The organism is Streptomyces sp. NPDC052107, assembly GCF_040680215.1.
Taxonomy (GTDB): domain Bacteria; phylum Actinomycetota; class Actinomycetes; order Streptomycetales; family Streptomycetaceae; genus Streptomyces.
Window position 1 is genome coordinate 62,874 of the sequence record NZ_JBFAWG010000012.1, and the last position, 26,586, is coordinate 89,459.

General features: G+C 72.7%; 23 protein-coding genes. 16 read left to right on the top strand and 7 right to left on the bottom strand.

Annotated features, from left to right (window positions below; genetic code table 11):
* Nucleotides 1-97 precede the first annotated feature (97 nt).
* The 7 genes from AB0M27_RS16105 to cobI are packed head-to-tail and all read left to right on the top strand — an operon-like array spanning nt 98 to nt 10,954.
* Complete coding sequence (locus AB0M27_RS16105; protein ID WP_365722066.1) at nt 98-1,051, top strand: cobalamin biosynthesis protein; 954 nt, start codon at nt 98-100, stop codon at nt 1,049-1,051.
* Complete coding sequence (locus tag AB0M27_RS16110; protein ID WP_365722068.1) at nt 1,048-2,592, top strand: cobyric acid synthase; 1,545 nt, start codon at nt 1,048-1,050, stop codon at nt 2,590-2,592. Before AB0M27_RS16105 ends, AB0M27_RS16110 begins: the two co-directional genes overlap by 4 nt.
* Nucleotides 2,589-6,242: a cobaltochelatase subunit CobN gene (gene cobN / locus AB0M27_RS16115; RefSeq protein ID WP_365722070.1), complete on the top strand. Its 3,654-nt coding sequence runs from the start codon at nt 2,589-2,591 to the stop codon at nt 6,240-6,242. Before AB0M27_RS16110 ends, cobN begins: the two co-directional genes overlap by 4 nt.
* Complete coding sequence (locus AB0M27_RS16120; RefSeq protein WP_365722072.1) at nt 6,239-8,236, top strand: putative cobaltochelatase; 1,998 nt, start codon at nt 6,239-6,241, stop codon at nt 8,234-8,236. The genes cobN and AB0M27_RS16120 overlap by 4 nt, the downstream gene beginning before the upstream one ends.
* A complete protein-coding gene (cobO, locus tag AB0M27_RS16125; protein ID WP_365722074.1) occupies nt 8,236-8,835 on the top strand; it encodes a cob(I)yrinic acid a,c-diamide adenosyltransferase in 600 nt (199 codons plus the stop codon). Before AB0M27_RS16120 ends, cobO begins: the two co-directional genes overlap by 1 nt.
* Nucleotides 8,832-10,208 carry a cobyrinate a,c-diamide synthase gene (locus tag AB0M27_RS16130; RefSeq protein WP_365722076.1) on the top strand — a complete coding sequence of 459 codons (1,377 nt, stop codon included), beginning with the start codon at nt 8,832-8,834 and terminating at the stop codon, nt 10,206-10,208. Before cobO ends, AB0M27_RS16130 begins: the two co-directional genes overlap by 4 nt.
* Complete coding sequence (cobI, locus tag AB0M27_RS16135; RefSeq protein WP_365722078.1) at nt 10,205-10,954, top strand: precorrin-2 C(20)-methyltransferase; 750 nt, start codon at nt 10,205-10,207, stop codon at nt 10,952-10,954. Before AB0M27_RS16130 ends, cobI begins: the two co-directional genes overlap by 4 nt.
* 62 nt (nt 10,955-11,016) lie before the next feature.
* Here the strand turns inward: cobI and AB0M27_RS16140 are convergent, their stop codons facing one another.
* The gene (locus tag AB0M27_RS16140) at nt 11,017-11,751 is read right to left on the bottom strand and encodes a ZIP family metal transporter (RefSeq protein WP_365722080.1); all 735 of its coding nucleotides are present in this window, start codon (nt 11,749-11,751) and stop codon (nt 11,017-11,019) included.
* Nucleotides 11,752-11,911: 160 nt separating this feature from the next.
* Here AB0M27_RS16140 and cobM point away from each other — a divergent pair, with 160 nt between their 5' ends.
* The 6 genes from cobM (at nt 11,912) to cobC (ending at nt 18,423) form a co-directional block, all read left to right on the top strand.
* The gene (gene cobM / locus AB0M27_RS16145; protein WP_365722082.1) at nt 11,912-12,730 is read left to right on the top strand and encodes a precorrin-4 C(11)-methyltransferase; all 819 of its coding nucleotides are present in this window, start codon (nt 11,912-11,914) and stop codon (nt 12,728-12,730) included.
* Complete coding sequence (gene cbiE, locus AB0M27_RS16150; protein WP_365722084.1) at nt 12,727-13,971, top strand: precorrin-6y C5,15-methyltransferase (decarboxylating) subunit CbiE; 1,245 nt, start codon at nt 12,727-12,729, stop codon at nt 13,969-13,971. Before cobM ends, cbiE begins: the two co-directional genes overlap by 4 nt.
* A gap of 196 nt (nt 13,972-14,167) precedes the next feature.
* Nucleotides 14,168-15,850: a precorrin-3B C(17)-methyltransferase gene (gene cobJ / locus AB0M27_RS16155; protein ID WP_365722086.1), complete on the top strand. Its 1,683-nt coding sequence runs from the start codon at nt 14,168-14,170 to the stop codon at nt 15,848-15,850.
* Between the two features lie 5 nt (nt 15,851-15,855).
* Nucleotides 15,856-16,443 carry a precorrin-8X methylmutase gene (locus AB0M27_RS16160; protein ID WP_365722341.1) on the top strand — a complete coding sequence of 196 codons (588 nt, stop codon included), beginning with the start codon at nt 15,856-15,858 and terminating at the stop codon, nt 16,441-16,443.
* Nucleotides 16,440-17,378, top strand: a complete 939-nt coding sequence (locus AB0M27_RS16165) for a sirohydrochlorin chelatase (RefSeq protein WP_365722088.1) — start codon at nt 16,440-16,442, stop codon at nt 17,376-17,378. The genes AB0M27_RS16160 and AB0M27_RS16165 overlap by 4 nt, the downstream gene beginning before the upstream one ends.
* Nucleotides 17,368-18,423 carry an Rv2231c family pyridoxal phosphate-dependent protein CobC gene (gene cobC, locus AB0M27_RS16170; protein ID WP_365722090.1) on the top strand — a complete coding sequence of 352 codons (1,056 nt, stop codon included), beginning with the start codon at nt 17,368-17,370 and terminating at the stop codon, nt 18,421-18,423. Before AB0M27_RS16165 ends, cobC begins: the two co-directional genes overlap by 11 nt.
* Nucleotides 18,424-18,477: 54 nt before the next feature.
* Here cobC and AB0M27_RS16175 read toward each other — a convergent pair whose 3' ends face one another.
* Nucleotides 18,478-19,314, bottom strand: coding sequence for a helix-turn-helix transcriptional regulator (locus AB0M27_RS16175; protein WP_365722092.1), 837 nt, complete (start codon nt 19,312-19,314; stop codon nt 18,478-18,480).
* A gap of 113 nt (nt 19,315-19,427) precedes the next feature.
* Here AB0M27_RS16175 and AB0M27_RS16180 point away from each other — a divergent pair, with 113 nt between their 5' ends.
* The gene (locus tag AB0M27_RS16180) at nt 19,428-20,021 is read left to right on the top strand and encodes an NAD(P)H-dependent oxidoreductase (RefSeq protein ID WP_365722094.1); all 594 of its coding nucleotides are present in this window, start codon (nt 19,428-19,430) and stop codon (nt 20,019-20,021) included.
* Between the two features lie 53 nt (nt 20,022-20,074).
* Here the strand turns inward: AB0M27_RS16180 and AB0M27_RS16185 are convergent, their stop codons facing one another.
* The 5 genes from AB0M27_RS16185 to AB0M27_RS16205 all read right to left on the bottom strand — a co-directional run bounded on the left by AB0M27_RS16185 (nt 20,075) and on the right by AB0M27_RS16205 (nt 24,720).
* Entirely contained in the window at nt 20,075-20,977 is a 903-nt protein-coding gene (locus AB0M27_RS16185) for an SCO1860 family LAETG-anchored protein (protein WP_365722096.1), read from the bottom strand.
* Nucleotides 20,978-21,137: 160 nt separating this feature from the next.
* Nucleotides 21,138-22,229, bottom strand: a complete 1,092-nt coding sequence (locus AB0M27_RS16190; RefSeq protein ID WP_365722098.1) for an amidohydrolase family protein — start codon at nt 22,227-22,229, stop codon at nt 21,138-21,140.
* Between the two features lie 18 nt (nt 22,230-22,247).
* Nucleotides 22,248-23,042, bottom strand: coding sequence for an amino acid ABC transporter ATP-binding protein (locus AB0M27_RS16195; RefSeq protein ID WP_365722100.1), 795 nt, complete (start codon nt 23,040-23,042; stop codon nt 22,248-22,250).
* Nucleotides 23,039-23,872, bottom strand: a complete 834-nt coding sequence (locus tag AB0M27_RS16200) for an amino acid ABC transporter permease (RefSeq protein WP_365722102.1) — start codon at nt 23,870-23,872, stop codon at nt 23,039-23,041. The genes AB0M27_RS16195 and AB0M27_RS16200 overlap by 4 nt, the downstream gene beginning before the upstream one ends.
* Complete coding sequence (locus AB0M27_RS16205) at nt 23,869-24,720, bottom strand: transporter substrate-binding domain-containing protein (RefSeq protein WP_365722104.1); 852 nt, start codon at nt 24,718-24,720, stop codon at nt 23,869-23,871. Before AB0M27_RS16205 ends, AB0M27_RS16200 begins: the two co-directional genes overlap by 4 nt.
* Nucleotides 24,721-24,867: 147 nt before the next feature.
* Between AB0M27_RS16205 and AB0M27_RS16210 the strand changes: the two genes are divergently transcribed.
* On the top strand, nt 24,868-25,911 hold the full coding sequence (locus AB0M27_RS16210) for an aminotransferase class V-fold PLP-dependent enzyme (protein WP_365722106.1): 1,044 nt from the start codon (nt 24,868-24,870) through the stop codon (nt 25,909-25,911).
* Nucleotides 25,912-25,989: 78 nt separating this feature from the next.
* Nucleotides 25,990-26,529 carry a DinB family protein gene (locus AB0M27_RS16215; protein ID WP_365722108.1) on the top strand — a complete coding sequence of 180 codons (540 nt, stop codon included), beginning with the start codon at nt 25,990-25,992 and terminating at the stop codon, nt 26,527-26,529.
* The last annotated feature ends 57 nt before the right edge of the window (nt 26,530-26,586 follow it).

The following is a 26,586-nucleotide window of genomic DNA, read 5'->3' on the forward strand; positions in this document are numbered from 1 at the left end:
AGGGCGCGGACACCCTGAGTGAGGACACAGATCGCCATGCTCGGCTGCCGAAGGACCAGTACCAGGCCCGCTCCTGTACCCACGGCCGGCTGAGCCGATGGGTGCCGATCGCTCCTACGCGTACGGCGCCGCCGCCGGCCTTCTCGGTGACCTGCTCCTCGGCGATCCGCGCCGCGGGCATCCGGTCGCCGCGTTCGGGCGTGCGGCCGCTGCCGTGGACCGCGCGTTGTGGCACGACCACCGCGGCTGGGGCGCCTTGCACACCGTCGTGTGCGCCGGTGGCGCCGTCGCACTCGGCACACTGACCGCACGCGTCGTACGCCCCTCCCCCACCGCCTCCGTCGCGCTGACCGCCGCCGCCACCTGGGCGGTCGTCGGCGGTACGTCGCTCGCCCGGGAGGCCCGCACGATCGGGCGCGCCCTGGAGTCCGGGGACGTCGAGGCGGCGCGGGCGCGGCTGCCGCATCTGTGCGGCCGGGACCCGCAGGCGCTGGACGCCGACGGGATCGCCCGGGCCGTGGTCGAGTCGGTCGCCGAGAACACCTCCGACGCCGTCGTGGGCGCCCTGGTGTGGGGGGCCGTGGCCGGGGTGCCCGGGCTGCTGGGGTTCCGGGCCGTCAACACCCTGGACGCGATGGTCGGTCACAGGTCGCCCCGATACCGGCGCTACGGCTGGGCCTCCGCCCGGCTGGACGACCTGGCCGGCTGGCCGGGGGCCCGGCTGACCGCCGTACTCGCGGCCGCGGCCGGACCCGACCCGCGGGGTGCCCTGCGCGCCTGGAAGGCCGACGCCCACCAGCACCCGAGCCCCAACGCCGGGCCCGTGGAAGCGTCGTTCGCGGGGGCGCTCGGCGTCCGGCTGGGCGGAACGCTCTCCTACGGCGGCCGGGTCGAGCACCGGCCCGTGCTCAACGGGGACACCGGCCGGGCCGTCCGGGTCACCGACATCGACCGGGCCGTCCGGCTCTCCCGCCGCGTCGGCCTGCTCGCGCTCGGCGGCACGGTCGCCGCGCGCCTCCTCGTCAAGGGTCTGAAGGGACGTGGGAAGTGAACGGGGGACTCCTCGTCGCCGGCACCACCTCCGACGCCGGAAAGAGCGTCGTGACGGCCGGGATCTGCCGGTGGCTGGTGCGCCAGGGCGTGAAGGTCGCGCCGTTCAAGGCGCAGAACATGTCGCTCAACTCCTTCGTCACCCGCGAGGGTGCGGAGATCGGACGGGCGCAGGCCATGCAGGCCCAGGCGTGCCGGATCGAGCCGACCGCGCTGATGAACCCGGTGCTGCTCAAACCGGGCGGCGAGCAGAGCAGCCAGGTGGTGCTGCTGGGCAAGCCGGTGGGCGAGTTGAGCGCACGCGGCTACCACGGCGGGCGGCAGCAGAAGCTCCTCGGCACGGTGCTGGACTGCCTTGCCGAGTTGCGGGGCACGTATGACGCGGTGATCTGTGAGGGCGCGGGCTCGCCGGCTGAGATCAATCTACGGCGGACGGACATCGTGAACATGGGGATCGCGCGCGCTGCGCGGCTGCCCGTGCTCGTCGTCGGCGACATCGACCGCGGGGGCGTCTTCGCCTCCTTCTTCGGGACCGTCGCCCTGCTCTCGCCGGAGGACCAGGAACTGGTCGCCGGGTTCCTGGTGAACAAGTTCCGCGGCGATGTCTCCCTGCTGGAGCCCGGTCTGGAGATGCTGTACGGCCTCACCGGGCGGCGTACGTACGGCGTGCTGCCGTTCCGGCACGGGCTCGGCATCGACGAGGAGGACGGGATGGGGGTCCCCCCGCGCGAGCGAAGCCGAGCGTGGGGGAGGGTCTCGCTGCGCGGCACCGTCCGCGAGTCGACCGTGGCTGCGCCCGTCGGTGCGGATGTACTGCGCGTCGCCGTGTGCGCGATCCCGCTGATGTCCAACTTCACGGACGTGGACGCGCTGGCCGCCGAACCCGGTGTCGTGGTGCGGTTCGTGGACCGGCCGGAGGAGCTGGCGGACGCGGACCTGGTCGTGATTCCGGGGACCCGGGGCACGGTCCGGGCGCTGGAGTGGCTGCGGGAGCGCGGGCTCGCGGACGCCCTCGTCCGAAGGGCTGCCGAAGGACGCCCGGTTCTCGGCATCTGCGGCGGCTTCCAGATCCTCGGCGAGCGCATCGAGGACGAGGTCGAGTCGCGCGCCGGCGCGGTCGACGGGCTCGGTGTGCTGCCCGTACGGGTGCGGTTCGCGCGCGAGAAGACCCTGACCCGGCCGTCCGGGGAGGCCCTGGGCGAGCGGGTCGAGGGGTACGAGATCCATCACGGGGTCGCCGAAGTCCTCGGCGGAGAAGCCTTCCTGGACGGCTGCCGGGTCGGCCGGACCTGGGGCACGCACTGGCACGGCTCACTGGAGTCGGACGGCTTCCGCCGGGCCTTCCTGCGCGAGGTGGCCGCCGCCGCGGGCCGCCGCTTCGTGCCCGCGCCGGACACCTCCTTCGCCGCGCTGCGCGAGGAGCAGCTCGACCGGCTCGGCGACCTGATCGAACAGCACGCGGACACGGACGCGCTGTGGCGGCTCATCGAGTCGGGCGCGCCGCAAGGACTGCCTTTCATCCCACCGGGAGCGCCTGCATGAGCACAGTGTTGTTGTTGTCGACCGCCGACACGGATCTGCTGGCGGCGCGGGCCTCCGGCGCGGACTACCGCATCGGCAACCCGACCCGGGTGGACGTCGAGCAGGAGCTGCCGGGGCTGCTCGCGGGCGCGGACCTCGCCGTCGTACGGCTGCTGGGCGGCAAGCGCGCCTGGGAGGAGGGGCTGGCCGTCCTGAGGGCGTCCGGCGTGCCGACCGTGCTGCTGGGCGGCGAGGCCGTACCGGACGCCGAGCTGATGGCCGAGTCGTCGGTGCCGGCCGGTGTCGTGGCGGAGGCGCTGAAGTACCTGGTCGAGGGCGGGCCCGCGAACCTGCTGGAGCTGTCCCGGTTCCTCTCGGACACCGTGCTGCTGACCGGTGAGGGCTTCGAGGAGCCGCGCAAGATGCCCGAGTACGGCGTCCACGGCTCCTACGAGCTCCAGGACGGCCGGCCGACCGTGGGCGTGCTCTTCTACCGGGCGCACGAGCTCAGCGGCAACACCGCCTTCGTGGACACCCTGTGTGACGCGATCGAGGCCAAGGGTGCCAACGCCCTGCCGGTGTACTGTGGTTCGCTGAGGGGTGCGGACGCCGGGCTGTACGAGCTGCTGGGGAAGGCCGACGCGCTGGTCGCGACCGTGCTCGCGGCCGGCGGCACGCACGCCTCGCAGGCGTCGGCGGGCGGTGACGAGGAGTCCTGGGACATCGGCGCGCTCGCCGATCTCGACATCCCGGTTCTGCAGGGGCTTTGCCTCACCTCCTCGCGGGCCGCGTGGGAGGAGTCGGACGCCGCCCTCTCCCCCATGGACGCGGCGATGCAGGTCGCGATCCCGGAGTTCGACGGCCGGCTGATCACCGTGCCGTTCTCCTTCAAGGAGCAGGGTCCGGACGAGGTCCCGGTGTACGTGGCCGACCCGGAGCGGGCCGCGCGGGTGGCCGGAATCGCCCTGAGGCACGCGCGGTTGAGGCACAAGCCGAACGCGGAGAAGAAGGTCGCGCTGGTCTTCACCGCGTACCCGACCAAGCACTCCCGGGTCGGCAACGCGGTCGGTCTGGACACGCCCGCGTCGGCGGTGCGGGTGCTCGACGCCCTCCGGGACGCCGGGTACGGGCTCACCGAATACCCGTCCGGCGGCGACGAGTTGATCCACCGGCTGATCGAGGCCGGCGGCCATGACGTGGAGTGGCTGACGGAGGAGCAGCTGGCGGCGGCGCCCGCGCGCGTCCCGCTGACCGACTACCGGGCCTGGTTCGAGAAGCTGGACCCGGACCTCGGGGAAGCCATGGTGCAGGCGTGGGGCGAGCCGCCGGGCAGCCTGTACGTCGACGGCGAGGACATCGTGCTCGCGTCCCTGCAGTTCGGGAACGTCGTGGTGATGATCCAGCCGCCGCGCGGCTTCGGCGAGAACCCGATCGCGATCTACCACGACCCCGACATGCCGCCCTCGCACCACTACATGGCGGCCTACCGCTGGCTGGAGAACAGTTTCGGCGCCGACGCGATCGTGCACATGGGCAAGCACGGCACGATGGAGTGGCTGCCGGGCAAGGGGCTGGGTCTGAGCGCGGGTTGCGCTCCGGACGCCGTCCTCGGGGACCTCCCCCTCATCTACCCGTTCATCGTCAACGACCCCGGCGAGGGCACCCAGGCCAAGCGGCGCGGGCACGCCACGGTGGTCGACCACCTGGTGCCGCCGATGGCCCGCGCCGACACCTACGGCGACCTGGCCAAGCTGGAGCAACTGCTGGACGAGTACGCGCTCGTCTCCGACCTGGACCCGGCGAAGGCACCGGCCGTCCGCGCCCAGATCTGGACGTTGGTCAAGGCGGCCGAGCTGCACCACGACCTGCATGTGGCCGAGCAGCCGGACGACGACGCGTTCGACGAGTTCGTCATGCACATCGACGGCTATCTGTGCGAGATCAAGGACGTGCAGATCCGCGACGGTCTGCACATCCTGGGCGGCGGCCCGGTCGGCGAGCCCCGTGTGAACCTGGTGCTGGCCGTGCTCCGTGCCTCGCAGGTGTGGGGCGGGCAGGCGAACGCGCTGCCGGGGCTGCGGGCCTCGCTGGCGGCTCATTTCGGGCTCGTCGAGAAGGAGTTGCTCGCCGAGCCGGGCGCTGCGCTGAAGGTGCCGGTGGAGCTGACGGACTTGGTGGAGGGCCCGGCTCGTACCGCCTCCGACGCGATCGACCTGCTGGAACACCTGTGCCGGCGGATCGCGGAGGGCATGGAGGAGCGGGCCTGGGACCGCACGGCCGTACCCGCCGTCCTGGGAGACGTACTGGGCACCGAACTCCCGGACGCCTCCGCGGTGCTGGAGTTCGCGTGCGACGAGGTCGTACCGCGCCTCGCCCGCACCACCGACGAGATCGGGCACATCCTGCGGGCCCTGGACGGCGGCTATGTCCCGGCCGGGCCCTCCGGCTCGCCGACCCGCGGTCTGGTCAACGTGCTGCCGACCGGCCGGAACTTCTACTCGGTGGACCCCAAGGCGATCCCGTCCCGGCTGAGCTGGGAGGTCGGCCAGTCGCTCGCCGACTCCCTGGTGCAGCGGTATCTGCAGGACACGGGCGAGTACCCGACGTCCGTCGGCCTCACGGTGTGGGGCACGTCGGCGATGCGCACCCAGGGTGACGACATCGCCGAGATCCTGGCGCTGCTGGGCTGCCGTCCGGTGTGGGACGACGCCTCGCGCCGGGTCACGGGCTTCGAGGTGGTCCCGCTCGCCGAGCTGGGCCGGCCGCGCATCGACGTCACGGTCCGGATCTCCGGGTTCTTCCGGGACGCGTTCCCGCACGTCGTCGGGCTGATCGACGACGCCGTACGGGCCGTGGCCGAGCTGGACGAGCCCGCCGGGAGCAACTTCGTGAAGGCGCACGCCGACGAGGACACCGCCGGGCACGGTGACCGGCGGCGCGCGACGGCCCGGATCTTCGGCTCCAAGCCGGGGGCGTACGGCGCCGGTCTGCTGCCGCTGATCGACGCCCGCAACTGGCGCTCCGACGCCGACCTCGCCGAGGTGTACGCCGTCTGGGGCGGTTACGCCTACGGGCGCGGGCTCGACGGGCGGGCGGCGCGCGGCGACATGGAGACCGCGTTCAAGCGGATCGCGGTCGCCGCGAAGAACGTCGACACCCGCGAGCACGACCTGGTCGACGCCGACGACTACTTCCAGTACCACGGCGGCATGGTCGCCATGGTCCGGCATCTGACCGGCGCCAACCCCGAGGCGTACGTGGGCGATTCGGCCGTACCGGACCAGGTGAGGACCCGCACGCTCGGCGAGGAGACCCACCGCGTCTTCCGGGCCCGGGTGGTCAACCCGCGCTGGATGGCCGCCATGCGCCGGCACGGCTACAAGGGCGCCTTCGAGATGGCGGCGACCGTGGACTACCTGTTCGGCTACGACGCCACGGCGGGCGTGGTCGACGACTGGATGTACGAGAAGCTCGGCGCGGAGTACGTCTTCGACCCGGAGAACCGGGACTTCATGAAGAAGTCCAACCCGTGGGCGCTGCGCGGCATCACCGAGCGGCTGCTGGAGGCTGCGGACCGGGGCCTGTGGGCCGAGCCGGACGCGGAGACGCTGGAGCGGCTGCGCGCCACCTACCTGGAGCTGGAAGGCGACTTGGAGGGCGACGACCAGTGACAACCCCCTTCCCCTTTACGGCCGTTGTCGGCCAGGACGACCTGCGGCTCGCACTGCTGCTGAACGCCGTGTCCCCGGCGGTCGGCGGTGTGCTGGTGCGCGGCGAGAAGGGCACCGCCAAGTCGACGGCCGTGCGCGCTCTCTCGGCGCTGCTGCCGGAGGTCGCCGTGGTGGCCGGCTGCCGCTTCTCGTGCGACCCGGCCGCACCGGATCCGTCGTGCCCCGACGGTCCGCACGAGCCGGGGCCGGGTACCCACCGGCCCGCGCGGATGGTCGAGCTGCCCGTCGGCGCCTCCGAGGACCGGCTGGTCGGTGCCCTGGACATCGAGCGGGCCCTCGCGGAGGGCGTGAAGGCCTTCGAGCCGGGTCTGCTGGCCGACGCGCACCGCGGGATCCTGTACGTCGACGAGGTCAACCTGCTCCACGACCACCTGGTCGACCTGCTGCTGGACGCGGCGGCGATGGGCGCCTCGTACGTGGAGCGCGAGGGCGTCTCCGTGCGGCACGCGGCCCGCTTCCTGCTAGTCGGCACGATGAACCCCGAAGAGGGCGAGCTGCGCCCGCAGTTGCTGGACCGGTTCGGGCTGACCGTGGAGGTGGCCGCCTCGCGTGAGCCGGACCAGCGCGTCGAGGTGGTGCGGCGCCGGCTGGCGTACGACGACGACCCGGCCGGTTTCGCCGCGACGTGGGCGGACGAGGAGGTCGCCGTACGGCAACGGATCGTCGCGGCACGGGAGTTGCTGCCGCAGGTGCGGCTGGGCGACGGCGCGCTGCGGCAGATCGCGGCGACCTGTGCGGCCTTCGAGGTGGACGGCATGCGCGCCGACATCGTGATGGCGCGTACGGCGACGGCGCTGGCCGCGTGGGCCGGGCGGACCGACGTGCGCGCCGAGGACGTGCGGCAGGCGGCGCTGCTGGCGCTGCCGCACCGACGCCGGCGTAACCCCTTCGATGCGCCCGGCCTGGACGAGGACAAGCTCGACGAGACGCTGGAGGAGTTCTCCGGCGAGTCCCCCGACGACGACCCCGACCCCGACGGTCCCGGTGGCGGCGGTGGGCAGCCGGCGCCCGACAGCGGCCCCCAGGGCGGCGGGGACACCGCCGCGCGGCCCGAGGCCGGGGAGGACGGGGAACCGCAGGCGTCCGGCTCGAAGGAGCAGTCGGCCGTACGGGCCGCCGAACCGTTCCGGGCCAAGGTGCTCAGCGTGCCCGGGATCGGTGAGGGAGCCGCGGGCCGTCGGTCGCGGGCGCGGACCGAGCACGGGCGGACGACCGGGGCCCGGCGGCCCCGGGGCGTGCTGACCAAGCTGCACCTGGCGGCCACCGTGCAGGCCGCGGCCCCGCACCAGCGGGCGCGGGGCAGGTCGGGGCCGGGGCTGGTGATCCGCCGGGACGATCTGCGGCAGGCGACCCGCGAGGGACGCGAGGGCAACCTCGTGCTGTTCGTCGTGGACGCCTCGGGATCGATGGCGGCCCGGCAGCGGATGGGCGCGGTGAAGGGCGCCGTCCTGTCGCTGCTGCTCGACGCCTATCAGCGGCGGGACAAGGTGGGTCTGGTGACCTTCCGGGGGCCGGCCGCGGAGGTCGCGCTGCCGCCGACCTCCTCCGTGGATGCGGCGGCGGCCCGGCTGGAGTCGCTGCCGACCGGTGGCCGTACGCCGCTCGCGGCCGGGCTGCTCAAGGCGCACGAGGTGCTGCGCGTGGAGCGGTTGCGGGATCCGGCGCGGCGGGCGCTGGTCGTGGTGGTGACGGATGGACGAGCCACGGGCGGGCCTGAGCCGGTCGCACTGGCCGGACGTGCGGCACGGCTGTTCGCTGCCGAAGGGGTCGCCTCCGTCGTCGTGGACTGTGAGTCGGGGCCGGTGCGGCTCGGGCTCGCCGGGCAGCTCGCGGGTGAGCTGGGCGGTACGGCCGTCACGCTGGACGAGCTGCGGGCCGACTCCATCGCCGGGCTGGTCAGGGATGTGCAGGGGACTTCGAGGAGGGCCGCGTAATGCCGCAGGGGCAGCCGAGTGTCGTACCCGACGATGGTTTGACGACCCGTCAGCGACGCAATCGCCCGCTGGTCGTCGTGCACACCGGTGTCGGCAAGGGGAAGTCCACCGCCGCGTTCGGGCTCGCGCTGCGCGCCTGGAACCAGGGGTGGCCGATCGGGGTGTTCCAGTTCGTCAAGTCGGCGAAGTGGAAGGTCGGCGAGGAACGCGCGCTGCGGGTGCTGGGCGACAGCGGTGAGGGCGGTTCGGTCGCCTGGCACAAGATGGGTGAGGGCTGGTCGTGGGTGCAGCGCGATCGGCAGATGGACAACGAGGAGAAGGCCCGCGAGGGCTGGGAGCAGGTCAAGCGGGACCTGGCGGCCGAGACGTACCGGCTGTACGTGCTGGACGAGTTCGCCTACCCCCTGCACTGGGGGTGGGTGGACACCGACGAGGTCGTGGACGTGCTGCGGAACCGGCCCGGCGCGCAGCATGTGGTGATCACCGGGCGCAACGCGCCGGAGAAGCTGGTGGACTTCGCCGACCTCGTCACCGACATGTCCAAGGTCAAGCACCCCATGGACGTGGGGCAGAAGGGCCAGAAGGGCATCGAGTGGTGACATCGTCGGTGCCTCGGCTGGTCATCGCCGCGCCCTCCTCGGGCAGCGGCAAGACCACCGTCGCCACGGGGCTGATGGCCGCGTTCGCCGCGCGGCGGCTCGCCGTGTCCCCGCACAAGGTCGGGCCGGACTACATCGACCCCGGATACCACGCGCTCGCCACCGGGCGGGTGGGGCGCAACCTGGACGCGTACCTGTGCGGACCGGAGCTGATCGCTCCGCTGTTCCTGCACGGGGCGCGGGGGTGTGACATCGCCGTGGTCGAGGGTGTGATGGGGCTGTACGACGGGGCGGCGGGCGAGGGTGAACTCGCGTCCACCGCGCATGTCGCCAAGCTGCTGCGGGCGCCGGTGGTGCTGGTTGTCGACGCGTCGTCGCAGTCGCGGTCGGTGGCGGCGCTGGTGCACGGGTTCGCTTCCTGGGATCCGGAGGTGCGGGTCGGGGGCGTGATCCTGAACAAGGTCGCGTCCGACCGGCATGAGGAGCTGCTGCGGGAGGCGTTGGATCAGGCCGGGGTGCCTCTGCTGGGGGTGCTGCGGCGGGTTCCTCAGGTGGACACTCCGTCGCGGCACCTTGGGTTGGTGCCGGTTGCCGAAAGGCGTTCTGCCGCGGTCGAGGCTGTGGCGGCGATGGCTGCGCAGGTGGGTCAGGGGTGTGACCTGGCCGCCCTCGAAGCGCTTGCCCGTACTGCGGGTGCCCTCCCTGGGGGCTCCGCCCCCTGGACCCCCGCCTCGCCCGCCCACCACCCGACTCGCTCGGCTGAAGGGCGAGGGCCGGTAGTCGCCGTAGCCGGTGGACCCGCCTTCACCTTCTCCTACGCCGAGCACACCGAGCTGCTCACCGCCGCCGGTGCCGAGGTCGTCGCCTTCGACCCCCTGAGGGATGAGCAACTGCACGAAGGCACCGCCGGGTTGGTGATCGGCGGCGGCTTCCCCGAGGTGTACGCGGCCGAGCTGTCCGCCAACGAGCCGCTGCGGAAGGCCGTCGCCGAGCTCGCGCTGAGCGGTGCTCCCGTGGCCGCCGAATGCGCCGGGCTGCTCTATCTCTGCCGGGAGCTGGACGGGAAGCCGATGTGCGGGGTGCTGGACGCCACCGCGCGGATGACGCAACGGCTCACCCTGGGCTATCGGGACGCCGTGGCCGTCGGGGACAGTGTGCTGGTTGTCGCGGGGACGCGGATGCGGGGACACGAGTTTCATCGGACCGTCGTCGAACCCGGGGCCGGGGCCGCTCCGGCGTGGGGTGTACGGGCGCCGGTCCGGCGGGTCGAAGGTTTCGTACAGCAGGGCGTGCACGCGAGTTATCTGCACACGCACTGGGCGTCCCAGCCCGGTGTCGCCCGTCGGTTCGTGGAGAGGTGCCGGACGTCATGAGCAGCAGGCTGGTCGGAGTCGGGGTCGGTCCCGGTGACCCGGAGCTGGTGACCGTCAAGGGGGTCAACGCGCTGCGGGCCGCCGATGTCGTCGTCGTACCCGTGATGGCTGCGTCTGATGGGACGGATGGCGGAGAACGGGGGCGGGCCGAGGCGACCGTGTTGCACTACGTGCCCGAGGACAAGGTCGTCCGGGTGGTGTTCGCGCTGAACGAGCGGACCGACCGGGCGCGCCGGGAGGCCGCCTGGGACGCGGCGGGCGAGCGAGTCGCCGAGCTGCTGAAGCGGCACGGGTCCGTCGCCTTCGCCACCATCGGCGATCCCAATGTGTACTCGACGTTCACCTATCTCGCGCAGACCATCGCCGGGCTGGTGCCGGGTGTCGTCGTGGAGACCGTGCCCGGGATCACCGCCATGCAGGAGCTGGCGGCCCGGTCCGGTGCCGTGCTGACCGAGGGCACCGAGCCGCTGACGCTGGTGCCGGTGACCGCCGGGTCCGCCGTGCTCAAGGACGCGCTGGCCGGGCCGGGGACCGTCGTCGCGTACAAGTTCGGGCGGCAGGCAGCCGAGGTCGCCGAGGCGCTCGCGGAGACCGGACGGCTGGCCGATGCCGTGTGGGGGTCGGCGCTGGGGCTGCCGGAGGAGTCGGTGCGGCCGGCCGCCGAACTGGACGGGACGCCGTTGCCGTATCTGTCGACGCTGATCGCGCCGCCGCGGCGGGACGGCGGACGGGGCGGGAAGCTGTGAGGCGGCCGAGGCGGCCGGCCGGGGCGGCCACCGGGGACGCCGGCCGCCGGGCACCGGTCCGTTCAGCCGCCGGACAGACCCACCACCAGCCAGATGAACGCCGCGCCGGCCACCGTGCACAGCAGGGTGGAGTGCGCGGGGTGCTCGTGGTGGGCCTCGGGCAGGATCTCGGCGGCGGCGAGATAGAGCAGGACGCCGCCGAAAAGGCCCAGGTAGCCCCCGAGGAGCGCTTCGGGGATGTGGAAGAAGGCGGTCGACAGCGCGCCCACCAGGGGTGCGCAGGCGTCGGCCACCAGCATCGCGATCGCCCGGCGGCGGGCGTTGCCGTACAGGCTCGTGATGGTGAAGGTGTTGAAGCCGTCGGCGAAGTCGTGCGCGATCACCGCGAGCGCCACGGCCGCGCCCATGCCACTGCCCACCTGGAAGGCCGCGCCGATCGCCACGCCGTCCATCGCGCTGTGACCGACCATCGCGCCGGCCGCCGTCAGCCCCACCTCGGGGGCCCGGTGATTGCGTCCCTCGGCACCGCCGTGCGCGGCCTGGCGGGCGGCCAGGGTGCGTTCCACCAGGTGGGCCAGGAGAAAGCCGGTCACGAACAGCAGCAGGGCGGCGGGGACACCGAAGATCGCGTGGCCGGCCGCGCGCAGCGCCTCCGGCAGCAGGTCCAGGCCGACCACGCCCAGCATCAGGCCGCCGGCCAGTCCCAGGACGAGATGGCGACGGTCGGTCACGCGCTGTGCCGTCCAGCCGCCGGCCAGCGTCATCAGGAACGCGCCGAGCGCGACGAAGACCGCCATAGGCCCTTGCTATCCGATGGAGGCACCTTCGCGCACATCCGGCGCCGGTCACATCCCGCCAGACCGTGACATTTCACCGATTCCGACTTGCGTTTCCGCGGCTTCCACAGCTCCACAGCATCCGCAGTTCCCGCAGCTTCCGTACGAGAGGACCCTCCCCATGGCCGATGCCCCCACCGGCAAGGTGACGTTCGTCGGTGCCGGCCCCGGCGCCGCCGATCTGCTGACGTTCCGCGCCGCGCGCGCCATCGCGGAGGCGGACGTGGTGATCTGGGCGGCGAGCCTGGTCCAGGCGGAGGTCCTCGAACACGCGCGTGCGGACGCCGAGATCCTGGACTCGGCGACCATGGCCCTGGAGGACGTCGTCGCGGTCTACCTGCGCGCCCACGCCGAGGGCCTGAGGGTGGCGCGGATCCACTCCGGTGACCCGGCGCTGTGGGGCGGCACTCAGGAGCAGCTGGACCGGTGCGCGGAGATCGGGATCGAGACCGAGGTCGTACCCGGGGTCTCGTCCTTCTCCGCCGTCGCCGCTCTCGCGCGGCGCGAGCTGACCATTCCCGAGGTGGCGCAGTCCGTCGTCCTCACCCGGCTGGGCGGCGGCAAGACGCCGATGCCGCCCGGGGAGGAGGTGCGCGAGTTCGCCCGGCACGGTACGACGATGGCGATCTTCCTCTCCGCCGCCCGCAGCGGGCAGCTGGTGCGCGAGCTGCTGGAGGGCGGCTATCCGACGGACACCCCGGTGGTCGTCGCCTACCAGGCGACCTGGCCGGAGGAGCTGGTCGTGACGTGCACGATCGGCACGCTGGAGGAGACGGTCAAGGAGCACAAGCTCTGGAAGCACACGCTGTTCCTCGTCGGCCCGGCACTGGACGCGCAGGGCACCCGCTCGCACCTGTACCACCCGGGTCACTTCCACGGGTACCGCAAGGCCGACCCGGAGGCCCGGCGGGCCCTGCGCGAGCAGAGGGCGAAGAGTTGATCACGGTCGTCGGCACGGGGACGGGGACGCCGGTTCCGGAGGATCTCCTCGCCGGGGCCGCCCTCGTCGTCGGCGGCCGCCGGCACCTGGACGCGGTACGGCTGCCGGAGGGCGCCGAGCGGGTCGTGCTCGGGCCGCTGGCCCCCGCCCTGGACACGATCGCCGAGTATGTCGGCAAAGAGCTTCCGGTGGTGGTGCTGGCCTCCGGCGACCCGGGGTTCTTCGGGATCGTACGGGTGCTGGCCGAGCGGTTCGGGTCGCGGCGGCTGGAGGTGCGGCCCGGGGTCTCGTCCGTCGCCGCGGCGTTCGCGCGGGTGGGGCTGCCGTGGGACGACGCCGTGGTCGTCAGCGCGCACGGCCGGGAGCTGCGTACGGCGGTCAACGTGTGCCGGGCGCGGTCGAAGGTCGCGGTCCTGACGGGGCCGGGCGCGGGGCCGGCGGAACTGGGGGCGGCGCTGCTGCACGACGCCCGCGTGCCGGGGCGTGTCCTCGTCGTCGTCTCCGCCCTCGGCTCCACGGACGAGCGCGTCGAACGGGTCACGCCCGCCGAGGCCGCCGCCCGGGACTGGGGTACGGCGGTGAGCGTGGTGCTGTGTCTGGACGAGGCGCGGGCGCTCGGGCCGGTGCGTACGGTCGCCGGGGTTCCCGCGCGGCCTTCGCGGTGGGCGCTGGGCGAGGACGAGTTCGCCCACCGCGACTCGATGATCACCAAGTTCGAGGTACGGGCGCTGGCGCTGGCCCGGCTGGGGCCGGGCCTGGGCGACCTGGTGTGGGACGTGGGCGCCGGCTCGGGCTCGGTGGCGGTGGAGTGCGCGCGGCTCGGCGCGGCCGTCGTCGCCGTGGAGAAGGCGGCGGACGAGGTGGAGCGGATCCGCGCCAACGCCCGCGCCCACGGCGTGGACGTGGACGTGGTGCACGGCTCGTCACCCGAGGCCCTGGACGGGCTCGACGATCCCGATGCGGTGTTCGTCGGGGGCGGTGGGCGCGAACTCCCCGACATCGTCGCGGCGTGCGCGCGCCGCGCCCGGCGGACGGTCGTGGTCGCCATGGCCGCGCTGGACCGCGTACCGGCCGCCCGCGAGGCGCTCACGGCCGCCGGGTTCACCTGCGACGGGGTGCTGCTGCAGTCGTCGCGACTGACACCGCTGCCGGGAGATGTGACCCGGCTCGCGGCGACCAATCCTGTGTTTCTGCTGTGGGGCGTCAGGCGCCCAGCGGTAAGCGAAGGAGTTACCGATTGAATCCTCTCCCCCGTCGGCGGGGGAGATTCCCGGCTCACGCTGCTCGTCGGTTCGATGAACCGCCGAGTCTGACGCGATCGACACCAGCCGGGTTGAAACCAGCCCGGTTTATGAAGTTGTTGGAGGTTACTGCTGTGCTGGCTTGGTTCTCGCTCAGCGATTCGCGACCCTACCAGTCACCATCCGGAGGCACCCGGTGATTGGACTCATTTCCACCACCGCCGCCGGAACAGTCGCACGGGACCGGCTGGCCGCGGCCTGGCCGGGCCGGACGCGGGCGTACGAGGGGCCCGTCGGGGAGGCGGTGCGGGCCGCGTTCGCCGAGTGCGAGCAGCTGGTGTGCTTCCTGGCGACGGGCGCGGCAGTACGGCTGCTCGCACCGCTGCTCGGCGACAAGACGGCCGACCCCGGCGTGGTCTGCGTGGACGAGGCCGGCCGGTTCGCGGTGTCGTTGGTCGGCGGGCACGGCGGCGGCGCCAACGAACTCGCCCGTGCGGTGGGCGAGTTGCTGGGCGCCGAACCGGTGGTGACGACCGCGACGGACTCGGTGGGGCTCGCGGGCCTGGACACGCTGGGGCTGCCGTACGAGGGCTCGGTCGCGACCGTGTCCCGGGCGCTGCTGGACGGCGAACCGGTCGCGCTGGAGACCGAGTTGGCGTGGCCGCTGCCGCCGCTGCCGGCCTCGCCGCGGGGCGCCCACACGATCCGGCTCACCGACCGGGACGTCGAGCCCGGGGAGCGCGAGGTGCTGCTCAGGCCGCCGTCGCTGGTGGTCGGGGTCGGGGCGTCCAAGGGCGCGCCCGAGGAGGAAGTCCTCGGGCTCATCGAGGGGGCGCTGCGGGAGGCGGGGCTCTCGCCGAAGTCCGTGGCCGAACTCGCCACCGTGGACGCCAAGGCGGAGGAGACGGGCATCGTGGCCGCCGCCGAGCGGCTGGGGGTGCCGCTGGTGACGTACTCCGCCGAGGAGCTGGCGGCGGTCGAGGTGCCGAACCCCTCCGAGGCGCCGCTGACGGCCGTCGGCACGCCGTCGGTGGCGGAGGCGGCCGCGCTGGTGCGCGGAGGTGAACTCCTCGTGCCCAAGACGAAGTCGCGGGCCCAGCCTGCCATGGCGACCTGTGCCGTCGTACGGCGTCCGGGGCGCGGGCGGCTCGCGGTGGTCGGGCTCGGACCCGGCGCCCGGGACCTGCTGACCCCGCGCGCGGCGGCCGAGCTGCGCCGGGCCTCGGTGCTGGTCGGGCTCGACCAGTACGTGGACCAGATCCGCGATCTGCTGCGGCCCGGAACGCGGGTGCTGGAGTCGGGGCTCGGCGCCGAGGAGGAGCGGGCGCGTACGGCGGTCGCGGAGGCCCGCAAGGGGCATGCCGTGGCGCTGATCGGCAGCGGGGACGCCGGCGTGTACGCCATGGCGTCGCCGGCGCTCGCCGAGGCCTCGCACGACATCGACGTGGTCGGGGTGCCCGGGGTGACGGCCGCGCTGGCCGCCGGGGCGATCCTGGGCGCGCCGTTGGGCCACGACCACGTGTCCATCAGCCTGTCCGACCTGCACACGCCGTGGGAGGTCATCGAGCGGCGGGTGCGGGCGGCGGCCGAGGCGGACATCGTCGTCACCTTCTACAACCCGCGCTCCCGGGGCCGCGACTGGCAGCTGCCGAAGGCGCTCGCGATCCTCGCCGGGCACCGGGAGCCGACGACGCCGGTGGGTGTCGTGCGCAACGCCTCCCGGCCGGACGAGTCCAGCCGGGTCACGACCCTCGCCGAACTCGACCCGGCGTCGGTCGACATGATGACCGTCGTCACCGTGGGCAATACGGCCACCCGGATCATCGCGGGACGCATGGTGACCCCGCGCGGCTACCGCTGGCAGGAGGGCACCCAGTGAACCCTGTGGCCCGTGTGGTCCATCCGATCGAGCAGGAGTCCTTCCGGCGGCTGCGCGCCCGCCTGGACACCTCGCACCTCCCGCCGCTGGCCCGGGCGGTGGTGGAGCGGGTCATCCACTCCGCCGCCGACCTGGAGTACGCGACCGATCTCGTCATGGCCGAGGACGACCTGGTCAGGGCGCACGCGGCGCTGCACGCCGGGGCGCCGGTCGTCGTGGACGTGGAGATGGTCGCGGCCGGCATCACCCGCCGGGAGACGGTCTGCCGGCTGAAGGACGCCAGGTCCGGGCCGGGACTGACCCGTTCGGCCCACGCCGTCCGGCTCGCCTACGAGCAGGTCGGACCCGGTGCCCTGTGGGTGATCGGCTGTGCGCCGACCGCCCTGGAGGAACTGCTCACCCTGGACGCCTCCCCCGCGCTCGTCATCGGCCTGCCCGTCGGTTTCGTCGGCGCGGCCGAGTCCAAGGCCGCGTTGCGGACGAGCGGACTGCCCGCCGTCAGCAACGTGTCCGAGAAGGGCGGGTCGGCGGTCGCCGCCGCCGCGCTCAACGCCCTGCTGTACCACCCCGTTTCGTCTGAGGAGACCTCGTGACCACCCCGCCAGCCCTGCTCATCGCCGGCCACGGCACCCGTGACGACGCCGGAGCCGAGGCGTTCCGCGACTTCGTGCGGCAGCTGCAGCTCCGCTCCGACATGCCGGTCGCGGGCGGCTTCATCGAGTTGTCCGCGCCGCCGCTGGGCGAGGCCGTGGCCGGACTGGTGGCGCGGGGCGTACGACGGTTCGCCACCGTGCCGCTGATGCTGGTGTCCGCCGGGCACGCCAAGGGCGACATCCCGGCCGCGCTGGCCCGCGAGAAGGAACGGCACCCGGGGATCTCGTACACCTACGGCCGTCCGCTGGGCCCGCATCCGGTGCTGCTGAGCGTGCTGGAGCGGCGGCTGGACGCCGCGCTGGGTGCCTCCGGGCGGAGCCCCGAGGACCGGGCCGATGTGACGGTGCTGCTGGTGGGCCGCGGTTCGACGGACCCCGACGCCAACGCCGAGGTGTTCAAGGCGGCGCGGCTGCTGTGGGAGGGCCGTGGGTACGCCGGTGTGGAGACGGCGTTCGTGTCGCTGGCGGCGCCGGACGTGCCGAGCGGCCTGGACCGGTGCGCGGCGCTGGGGGCGCGGCGGATCGTCGTACTCCCCTACTTCCTGTTCACCGGGATCCTGCCGGACCGGGTGCGGCAGCAGACCGAGGGGTGGGCGGCCGCGCACCCGGAGATCGAGGTGCGGTCGGCCGATGTCATCGGGCCCGAGCCGGAGTTGCTGGATCTGGTGCTGGAGCGGTACGAGGAGGCCGTCAAGGGCGATCTGCGCATGAACTGCGACTCGTGCGTGTACCGGATCGCGTTGCCGGGTTTCGAGGACAAGGTGGGGCTGCCGCAGCAGCCGCACTTCCACCCGGACGACGACGGCCACCACGGCTCCGGGCACGGTCACGGGCATCACCATCACGGGGGGCACTCGCACAGCCATGCGCACTGAGGACACGGGACCGGATCTGCGGCACCACGGGGACGCCGAGGTGCGGGACGACGGGGCCACGCTGGTCGACCTCGCCGTCAACGTCCGTGCGGACACCCCTCCTTCGTGGCTGCGGGAGGAGATCGCCGGCTCGCTGTCGTCCCTCGCGGCCTACCCGGACGGGCGGGCCGCGCGGGCGGCGGTGGCGGCGCGGCACGGGCTGCCGGTGGAGCGGGTGCTGCTGACGGCGGGCGCGGCGGAGGCGTTCGTGCTGCTCGCCCGCGCGCTGAAGGTGCGACGACCGGTCGTCGTGCATCCGCAGTTCACCGAGCCGGAGGCGGCGCTCAGGGACGCGGGGCACACCGTGGACCGGGTGCTGCTGCGGGAGGAGGACGGGTTCCGGCTGGATCCTGCGGCGGTGCCGGAGGAGGCGGACCTGGTGGTGATCGGGAATCCGACGAATCCGACGTCCGTGCTGCATCCGGCGGCAGCGATCGCCCGACTCGCCCGGCCCGGGCGGGTGCTGGTGGTCGACGAGGCGTTCATGGACGCGGTGCCGGGTGAGCGGGAGGCGCTGGCCGAACGGACCGATGTGCCGGGGCTGGTCGTGCTGCGCAGTCTGACCAAGACGTGGGGGCTGGCCGGGCTGCGTATCGGGTATGTGCTGGCTCCCGCGGACATCATCGCCGCACTGGAGCGGGCTCAGCCGTTGTGGCCGGTGTCGACGCCGGCGCTGGCCGCGGCCGAGGCGTGTGTCACGTCTCGCGCGCTGGCGGAGGCGGGGCATGCGGCGCATCGCATCGCGGCGGACCGGGCCCACCTGGTGGCGGGGCTGTCGGAGTTCGCTTCGCGGGGTGTACGCGTGGTGGAGCCTCCGGAGGGGCCGTTCGTGCTGGTCCGAATGCCGGGTGCGGCCGCTGTACGACACCGGTTGCGTGGCCTTGGCTATGCGGTGCGGCGGGGGGATACGTTTCCGGGGCTCGGTGAGGAATGGGTTCGGGTGGCTGTGCGGGACCGGGTGACGGCGAACGGCTTCCTGAAGGCACTGTCGGCTGTGCTTCCGTAACCGGGGCTCCGCCTCGCCCACCCGCCACCCGACTCGGTCGGCTGAGAGGTGCTGTTACGAGATCGCCCCCAGCCTGCCCCTCGTGTGTGCCCGGAGTTCCGCCAGCGCCTCCACCGTCGCCTCGTCCGCCGGCAGGAACACCACGAGTTGCTGGGCGTCCGCCGGGGCGTCCAGGGTTTCGCGGGTGAGGCGGAGTTCCGGTCCTGTCGGGTGGTTCAGGCGGAGCGCCCCGCGGCGCGGCACCGCGTGGCGGTTGATGCGGCGGGTGAACTCGGGGCCCGCCACGGGGGCCAGTTCCGTGCTGAGCCATTCCGAGTTCTCGAGGGACGGGCCGAGCCACAGGTCGAAGGCCTGTTCGTCGGCGACCTCGTCCCAGTCGGCGAAGAAGGCACGTGCGCGGGGGTCGGTGAAGACGTACCGGGTGAGGTTGGGGGTGTCGCCGTCGAGCAGTCCGGTGCCGGCGGTCACCAGCTCGTAGCCGCTGGTGTGGGCCAGGATGTCGCCGAGGCGGTTGGTCACGACGGCGATGCCCGGTTCCAGCAGGCCGAGGGTCTGGCGGAGCGAGGGGCGGACCTCCCGGTGGGGCGGGGCCGGGCGGTGGTGGGCGGTGCAGACGCCGCCGGTGATCTTCGCGAGGTAGCGCAGGTGGTTGCGCTCGGCGGGGTCGAGGCTGAGCGCGTCGGCGAGGGCGTTGACCACGGACACCGAGGGGTTGCGGTCGCGGCCCTGTTCGATGCGGGTCAGGTACTCGACGCTGATGCCGGCCCGTGCGGCGAGGTCCAGCCGGCGCAGGCCGGGGGACCGGCGGCGGCCGCGCTCGGGCAGCCCCAGTGTCTCCGGCTGGATGCTGTCACGCTTGGCCCGGATGAAGTCCCCCAGCGGCGTACCCATGGGCCGAGGACAGTTCGGCGGACCACCGTCGGTGGAGGGCTCAGGGTGGCCCTCCGGGGGCCGGCCTGGGCCCGGCCTGGTTGCCTCGTGACCGGCGGCCGATCGTGAGGGGCATGGAGAACACGCACAAGTTGCTGATCATCGTCGGAAGCGTCCGGGAAGGCCGGTTCGGGCCGGTCGTGGGTTCGTGGGTGGCCGAGCAGGCCCGCGAGCACGGGGGCTTCGAGGTCGATGTCGTCGATCTGGCCGATGTCGACATCCCGTTGGCGCTGCCGGTCGAGTCGCCGAAGTTCGCCGGGGACGCCTACCCGCGTCCGGCGGGGATGGCCCGGCTGACCTCGGCGCTGGAGGAGGCCGACGCGTTCGTCGTCGTCACTCCGGAATACAACCACAGCTACCCCGCCTCCCTGAAGGCGGCCATCGACTGGCACTTCACCCAGTGGACGGCCAAGCCGGTCGCCTTCGTCAGCTACGGCGGCGCGGCCGGTGGTCGGCACGCCGTGCTGCACCTGGAGAACGTGCTGACCGAGCTGCACGCGGTGACCATCCGGGACGGTCTGGCCTTCCCGAACTACTTCACCGCGTGGCGGGACGGCCGCCCGCTGGACGAGCAGGCCCCGGGCTACGCCAAGACCCTGCTCGACCAGCTGTCCTGGTGGGCGGCCACGCTTCGGTCGGGCCGGGAGGCCGCGCCCTACCCGGCGTGACGGCCGGACCGGCCGCCGCACGGCCGAGTGGGGAGCGGCGCAGGGAGGTGGTGTCAGCCCTTGCGGCGCCGGGCCACCGTCACCGCTCCCCCGCCGAGCAGCACCAGCGCCAGCGCGCCGCCCGCGATGTACGGGGTCGCGGAGCTGCCACCGGTCTCCGCGAGGTCGGCCCGGGATCCCTGGGGCTTCACGTCGGCCGCCGGGTCGTGGCTCGGCACCGGGTGGCGGGTGGGCGGGACCGTCGGGGACTCGCAGGTGGCCTTCGCCAGGGTGACCGTGCCCTCGACGTCGGCCACGTTGAGCTTCAACGGGTTGACGGAGACCTTGAGTTCGAGGGCGGTGGCGGCGGCCGTGCGGGTCGTGGTGCTCCGCTGGGCGAGGTCGAGGCGGACCTCGCCGACGCCGGGCACCTTGACCTCGGCCGGGCCGCCGGCGGTGAGGGTGACGCGCTTGCCGAGGACCGTGACGGCGCCGAGGACGTTCGCGTCGGCGACGGGGGCCTTGCCGGCCTCGCAGGTGGCCTTGGCGGTGACCGTGCCGACCTCGATCAGGGACAGCAGGGGCAGGCCGGGGACGTGCAGCCTGGCGTCGACGAGCCGGACCGAGCCCTCGGCGCGCTCGGCGGTCACGGTGGCCTTCGCCGAGGCGACCTCCGCGCCGAGGACCGTGAACGGTCTGCCGCCGGCCACGCCGTCGAGCCGGGCGGACAGCGCGGTCCTGTCGGCGCTCTGCGGTGCCCGGACCTCGTTGAGGGAGACCACGAGCGGGACGTCGACGGTCTTGTTGAGCAGGGACACGTCGAGCCCGGTGCGCAGGACGACGGCGGAGGCGCGACCGTGGTCGGTGGTCGCGTGCGCGGCGCCCGCGCCCAGGACCGCGGGTGCCGCGGCGAGGGCGGTGACCGTCGCCGCGGCGGCAAGACGGCGCGCGGGCATGCGGAAGTCGTTGCTGTTCAAGGCGGTGGGACCCCCAGTGGAAACCTGCTTGGGACCCGTCAACCTTGTACGCACTGTGGGTGAACGGTCAGCGATCCTGGGTTACTTCACCCGAACGTGGATTTCCCGCACGTCGATTCGAATCGGCAGGCACAGCCGTTCCCCTGCCCCCTCCACGTGCCTACTCGACCACGATCCCGTTCAGCACCACCCGGCGCGGTGCCGCCAGCACCCGTACGTCCGTGCGCGGGTCGCCCTCGTACACCACCAGGTCGGCCGGCGCGCCCTCTTCCAGGCCGGGTCGGCCGAGCCAGGCACGGGCGTCCCAGGACGCCGCCGAGAGGGCGTCCACGGCGGGGATGCCGGCGGTGACCAGCTCCGCCACCTCGGCCGCGACCAGACCGTGGGCCAGCGAGCCGCCGGCGTCCGTGCCGACGAACACCGGGATCCCGGCGTCGTAGGCGCCGCGCACGGTGTCGTAGCGGCGCTCGTGCAGCCGGCGCATGTGCGCGGACCAGCGCGGGAACCTGGTGTCGCCGCCGGCCGCGAGCCGCGGGAAGGTGGCGATGTTGACGAGGGTGGGGACGATCGCGACGCCGCGCCCGGCGAACAGCGGGATCAGGTCGTCGGTCAGGCCGGTCGCGTGCTCGATGCAGTCGATGCCGGCCTCGACCAGGTCGCGCAGGGAGCTCTCGGCGAAGCAGTGCGCGGTGACGCGGGCGCCCAGCCGGTGGGCCTCGGCGATGGCCGCCTCGACCGCCTCGCGCGGCCAGCAGGCGGACAGGTCGCCGAGGTCGCGGTCGATCCAGTCGCCGACGAGCTTGACCCAGCCGTCGCCGCGCCGGGCCTCCTGGGCGACGTAGGCGACCAGGTCCTCCGGCTCGATCTCCCAGGCGAAGTTCCTTATGTACCGGCGGGTGCGGGCGATGTGCCGGCCGGCCCGGATGATCTTCGGCAGGTCCTCGCGGTCGTCGACCCAGCGGGTGTCGGACGGCGAGCCTGCGTCCCGGATCAACAGGGTGCCCGCCTCCCGGTCGGTGAGTGCCTGCTTCTCGGCGGTGGCGGCGTCGACCGGGCCCTCCGCGCCGAGGCCCACATGGCAGTGCGCGTCGACCAGGCCGGGCAGCGCCCAGCCCTCGACGGACCGGACGTCCCGGGCCCCGGCGGGACGGTCGTAGGACACCCGGCCCCCGACCACCCACAGCTCGTCGCGGAGCTCCTCGGGCCCGACGAGGATCCGCCCCTTCACGTGCAGCACCGCGCCATCGCTCATGTCCTGCACCTTAACGACCTACGGCCGGTCCTTTCCCACCTGGTCGGAGGTCTCCTCCTCGACCTCGGCCATCGCCGGGTCGAGCAGCCGGGAGAGGAAGTGTCGGGTGCGCTCGTGCTGCGGGTTGCCGATGACCTGCTCGGGGCTGCCGTCCTCGACGATCACGCCGCCGTCCATGAAGACGACCCGGTCGGCGACCTCGCGGGCGAAGGTCATCTCGTGGGTGACGACCATCATCGTCATGCCCTCGCGGGCGAGCATGCGCATGACGGCGAGGACGTCGCCGACCAGTTCCGGGTCGAGGGCGGACGTCGGTTCGTCGAAGAGCATGACCTCCGGGCCCATCGCCAGCGCCCGGGCGATGGCCACGCGCTGCTGCTGGCCGCCGGAGAGCGAGGACGGGTAGGCCTCCGCCTTCTCGGCCAGGCCGACCCGGGCCAGGTTCTCGGCGGCGATCCTCGCGGCCGTCGCCTTGTCCCGCCCGAGGACCCTGCGCTGCGGAAGGGTGAGGTTCTCGGTGACGCTCAGGTGCGGGAAGAGGTTGAACTGCTGGAAGACCATGCCGATCCGGCGGCGTACGGCGTCGATGTCGACGTCCGGGTCGGTGAGCTCGGTGCCGCCGACGAAGACCTGGCCCTTGGTGGGCTCCTCCAGCAGGTTCGCACAGCGCAGGAGGGTCGACTTGCCGGAGCCGGAGGGGCCGATGACACAGACGACCTCGCCCTGGTTGATCTCCAGGTCGATGCCGCGCAGGACGTGGTTGTCGCCGAAGGACTTGTGCAGGTCCCGGACGCGGATCTCGGGGCGGGTCACTTGATCTCCTTCTGGGCCTTGGCCTCCAGACGGCGGGCGACGAAGCCGAGCGGGATGGTGACCAGCAGATAACACAGGCCCGCGACCAGGATCGGCGTGGAGTTGGCGGTCGTGCTCGCCAGATCCCGGCCGAACTTGGACAGTTCGCGCTCCTCCAGGGTCACGCCGAGCAGCAGCACCAGGGAGGAGTCCTTGAAGAGCATGATCAGCTCGTTGGTGAGCGGCGGGAGGATGATCCGGAACGCCTGCGGGATGATGATGGAGATCATCGCGCGGGCGGGCGAGAAGCCCAGCGAACGCGCCGCCTCCATCTGCCCCTTGGGAACCGCCAGGATGCCGGCACGGAACGTCTCCGCCATGTAGGCGGCGCCGATGAGTCCGAGGCCGAGGGCGCCCTTACCGTAGGTGCCGCCGGGGATCTCCGTGCCCGGAAAGGCCAGCGGGACGGCCACCGCGATGAAGACGAAGATCAGCAGGGCGGGCAGGCCGCGGAAGATCTCGATGTAGATGCCGGCCACCCAGCGGTACGGCCCCACGGAGGACAGCCGCATGAGCGCGACGACCAGGCCGAGCACCAGTCCGAGGACGAAGCCGGACACCGTGTACAGAACGGTGTTCTTCAGCGCCAGCGTGATGACGTCCGGCCACATCTGCTTCGCGATGCCGCCCTGGGCGAACTGGTTCTGCAGCCGGCCCCAGTCCGCCGTGACCGCGATGGCGATCACGGCGGCGACGAAGACGGCGTACTGGATGCCGCGCGACAGCCGACGCCTCTGACGTCGCGTCAGTCCCTGCTTCTTCGGCTGCAGTTGTACGTCCGTATCGGTCATGAGGCGGCGGGAGAGGCCACGGAGGCGCTGTACGGGCCGATCCACTGCTCGTAGATCTTCTTGTAGGTGCCGTCGGCCTTGGCGTCCTTCAGGGCCTTGTTGATGGCCTCGCGCAGCGCCGTGTTGCCCTTCTTGACCGTGAAGCCGTACTGCTCGCCGGTCTTCAGGTTGTCGACGACCTTGAACTTGTCGGCGTTGGCCTTGTCCTTCAGCCAGCCCTGGACGACCGGGTAGTCGATGACGACGGCCTGGACCTGGCCGGTGCGCAGGCCGTTGAGGACCGCGTCGGAAGACTCGAAGGAGATCGGGTCGTACCCCTTGCCCTTGACGTAGTCCTCGCCGGTGGTCTGCGCCTGGGCGCCGAGCTTCTTGCCCTTGGCCTTGACATCGGCCAGCGAGTCGATGCCGCTGCTCTTGTCGACGAGGACGGCCTGGGTGGCCTCGAAGTACGGGTCGGAGAAGTCGACGTTCTTCTTGCGCTCGGGCGTGATCGTCATACCGGCGGCGGCCAGGTCGCACTGGCCGGAGTTCAGGAAGGCGCCGGTCTTGAAGTTCTCGAACGGCGTGTCGACGATCTGCTGCTTGACGCCTAGGTTCTTGGCGACGAGGTCGATGAGGGAGACGTCGAAGCCCTGCACCTTGCCGTTGATCTCCGACTGGAACGGCGGGTAGGGCAGGTGGGTGCAGGTGGTCAGCTGACCGGCCTTGACGAGGTGGACCCCCTTGACGGTGGCACCGCCGCTCCCCCCGTTGCCGTTCGAGGAGCAGCCGGCCACGACGAGGACCAGCCCGGCGGTCGCGGTGGTGGCAGCCAGGAGGCGGGTCCGGCGTCCGAGGAGGGTTTTCATGGGGAATCTTCTCTGTGGGGAACTGTGGGTTCCGATTATAAGGAAGAGTTTGAGTCCCTCAAATCAAACCGAGGGTTATGGGACCGTTGGACCTAAGATCGGTGGAGTTGCCCCCACGTTGACGCCGAGAACGAAGAGAGCACCGCCGTGACCCACCCCTTCCTCGACCTGCCCCCGCTGAGCGCCGCGCGCTTCGCCGCCATCGAGGACGGGGTCGCCCGGCTGCTGGACACCCGGCAGGACGTGCTGATCACACAGGGCGAGGCGCTGCTGCCGCTGGAGGGCGCGATCCGCGCGGCGGCCGGTCCGGGCACGGCGGCCCTGAACGTGATCACGGGCCCTTACGGGCAGACGTTCGGCAACTGGCTCCGGGAGGCGGGTGCGACGGTGTACGACCTCTCCGTCCCCTTCCACACGGCCGTGACGGCCGACCGGATCCGGGAGGCGTTCGCCGAGCACCCGGAGATCGACTTCGTGTCGCTGGTGCATGCGGAGGCGGCGACCGGCAACACCAACCCGGTCGCGGAGATCGGCGAGGCGGTACGGGAGCAGGGCGCGCTGTTCCATCTGGACGCGGTCGCCTCCGTGGGCGCGGAGCCGGTGCTGCCGGACGCGTGGGGTGTGGACCTGTGCGTGATCGGCGCACAGAAGGCGATGGGCGGCCCGGCGGGTGTGTCGGCGATCTCGGTGAGCGAGCGGGCCTGGGCCCGGATGGCGGCGAATCCGAACGCGCCGCGCCGCTCCTATCTGTCCCTGCTGGACTGGAAGGAGCGCTGGATCGACGCCGGCCGCGCGGTGCTGCCGCACGCTCCGGCGCAGCTGGAGATGCTGGCGCTGGAGGCGTGCCTGGAGCGGATCGAGTCGGCGGGGCTCGATGCGGTGATGGCCCGGCATCGCAGCGCCGCGCTGGCCACGCGGGCCGGTGCGGTGTCCCTGGGCGGCGGGCTTGAGCCGTATGTGTACGAGGAGAAGGACGCGGCGCCGGTGGCTACGACGCTTCGGGTGCCGTCGGGCGTGGTCGCCTCGGAGCTGGTGGCGCGCGCCCTGGCCGACGACCCGACACTGCCGATCGCCGTCGGCGGTGGGGCGCTGGCCAAGGAGATGATCCGGGTCAACCATTACGGGGCGGACGCTTCGCCGGAGACCGTGCGGAGGTGTCTGGCGGCACTCGGGGCGGCGCTCGGCGTGTGACGCCGGGTCCTGGGGGCTCCGCCCCCGGACCCCCGTCCGTGCCGCGTCGATGTCAGTGGCCCGTGCCATCCTCCCCGCATGACCACACCACCGGTACCTCAGGCCCCGCACACCCTCCCCGACGGCCGGCCCATCCCCCCGATGACCGGGTCCGAGCGCGCCCTGCTGGAGGGCTGGCTGGACTTTCACCGGGCCACGCTGGAGCTGAAGTGCCGGGGACTGGACGACGCGCAGGTGCGGCAAGCCTCGGCCGAGCCGTCGGAGCTGACGCTGCTCGGGCTCGTGCAGCACCTCGCCGAGGTCGAACGGAACTGGTTCCAGCGGGTGTTGGCCGGGCTGGAGGTGCCGCCGGTGTTCGAGGAGGAGACGGGGTACGCCCTCGATCCGCAGCGGGGGCTGGCAGAGACGCTGGACGTGTGGCGGCGGGAGATCGCGCGCGGCCGGGAGCTGCTCGCCGGACTGCCCCTGGACGAGTCCGGGCGGATCGTCGACGAGCCGATGGCCGGCGTCGAGGTCAGTGTGCGCTGGGTGCTGATCCACCTCATCGAGGAGTACGCCCGGCACAACGGACATGCCGACATTCTGCGTGAACGAATCGACGGGGTCACCGGAGCCTGAATTCAATTTAGCTTCACAATTTCCGCCAATTTCCCGGGTGGCAGCTTCCCATCTTCT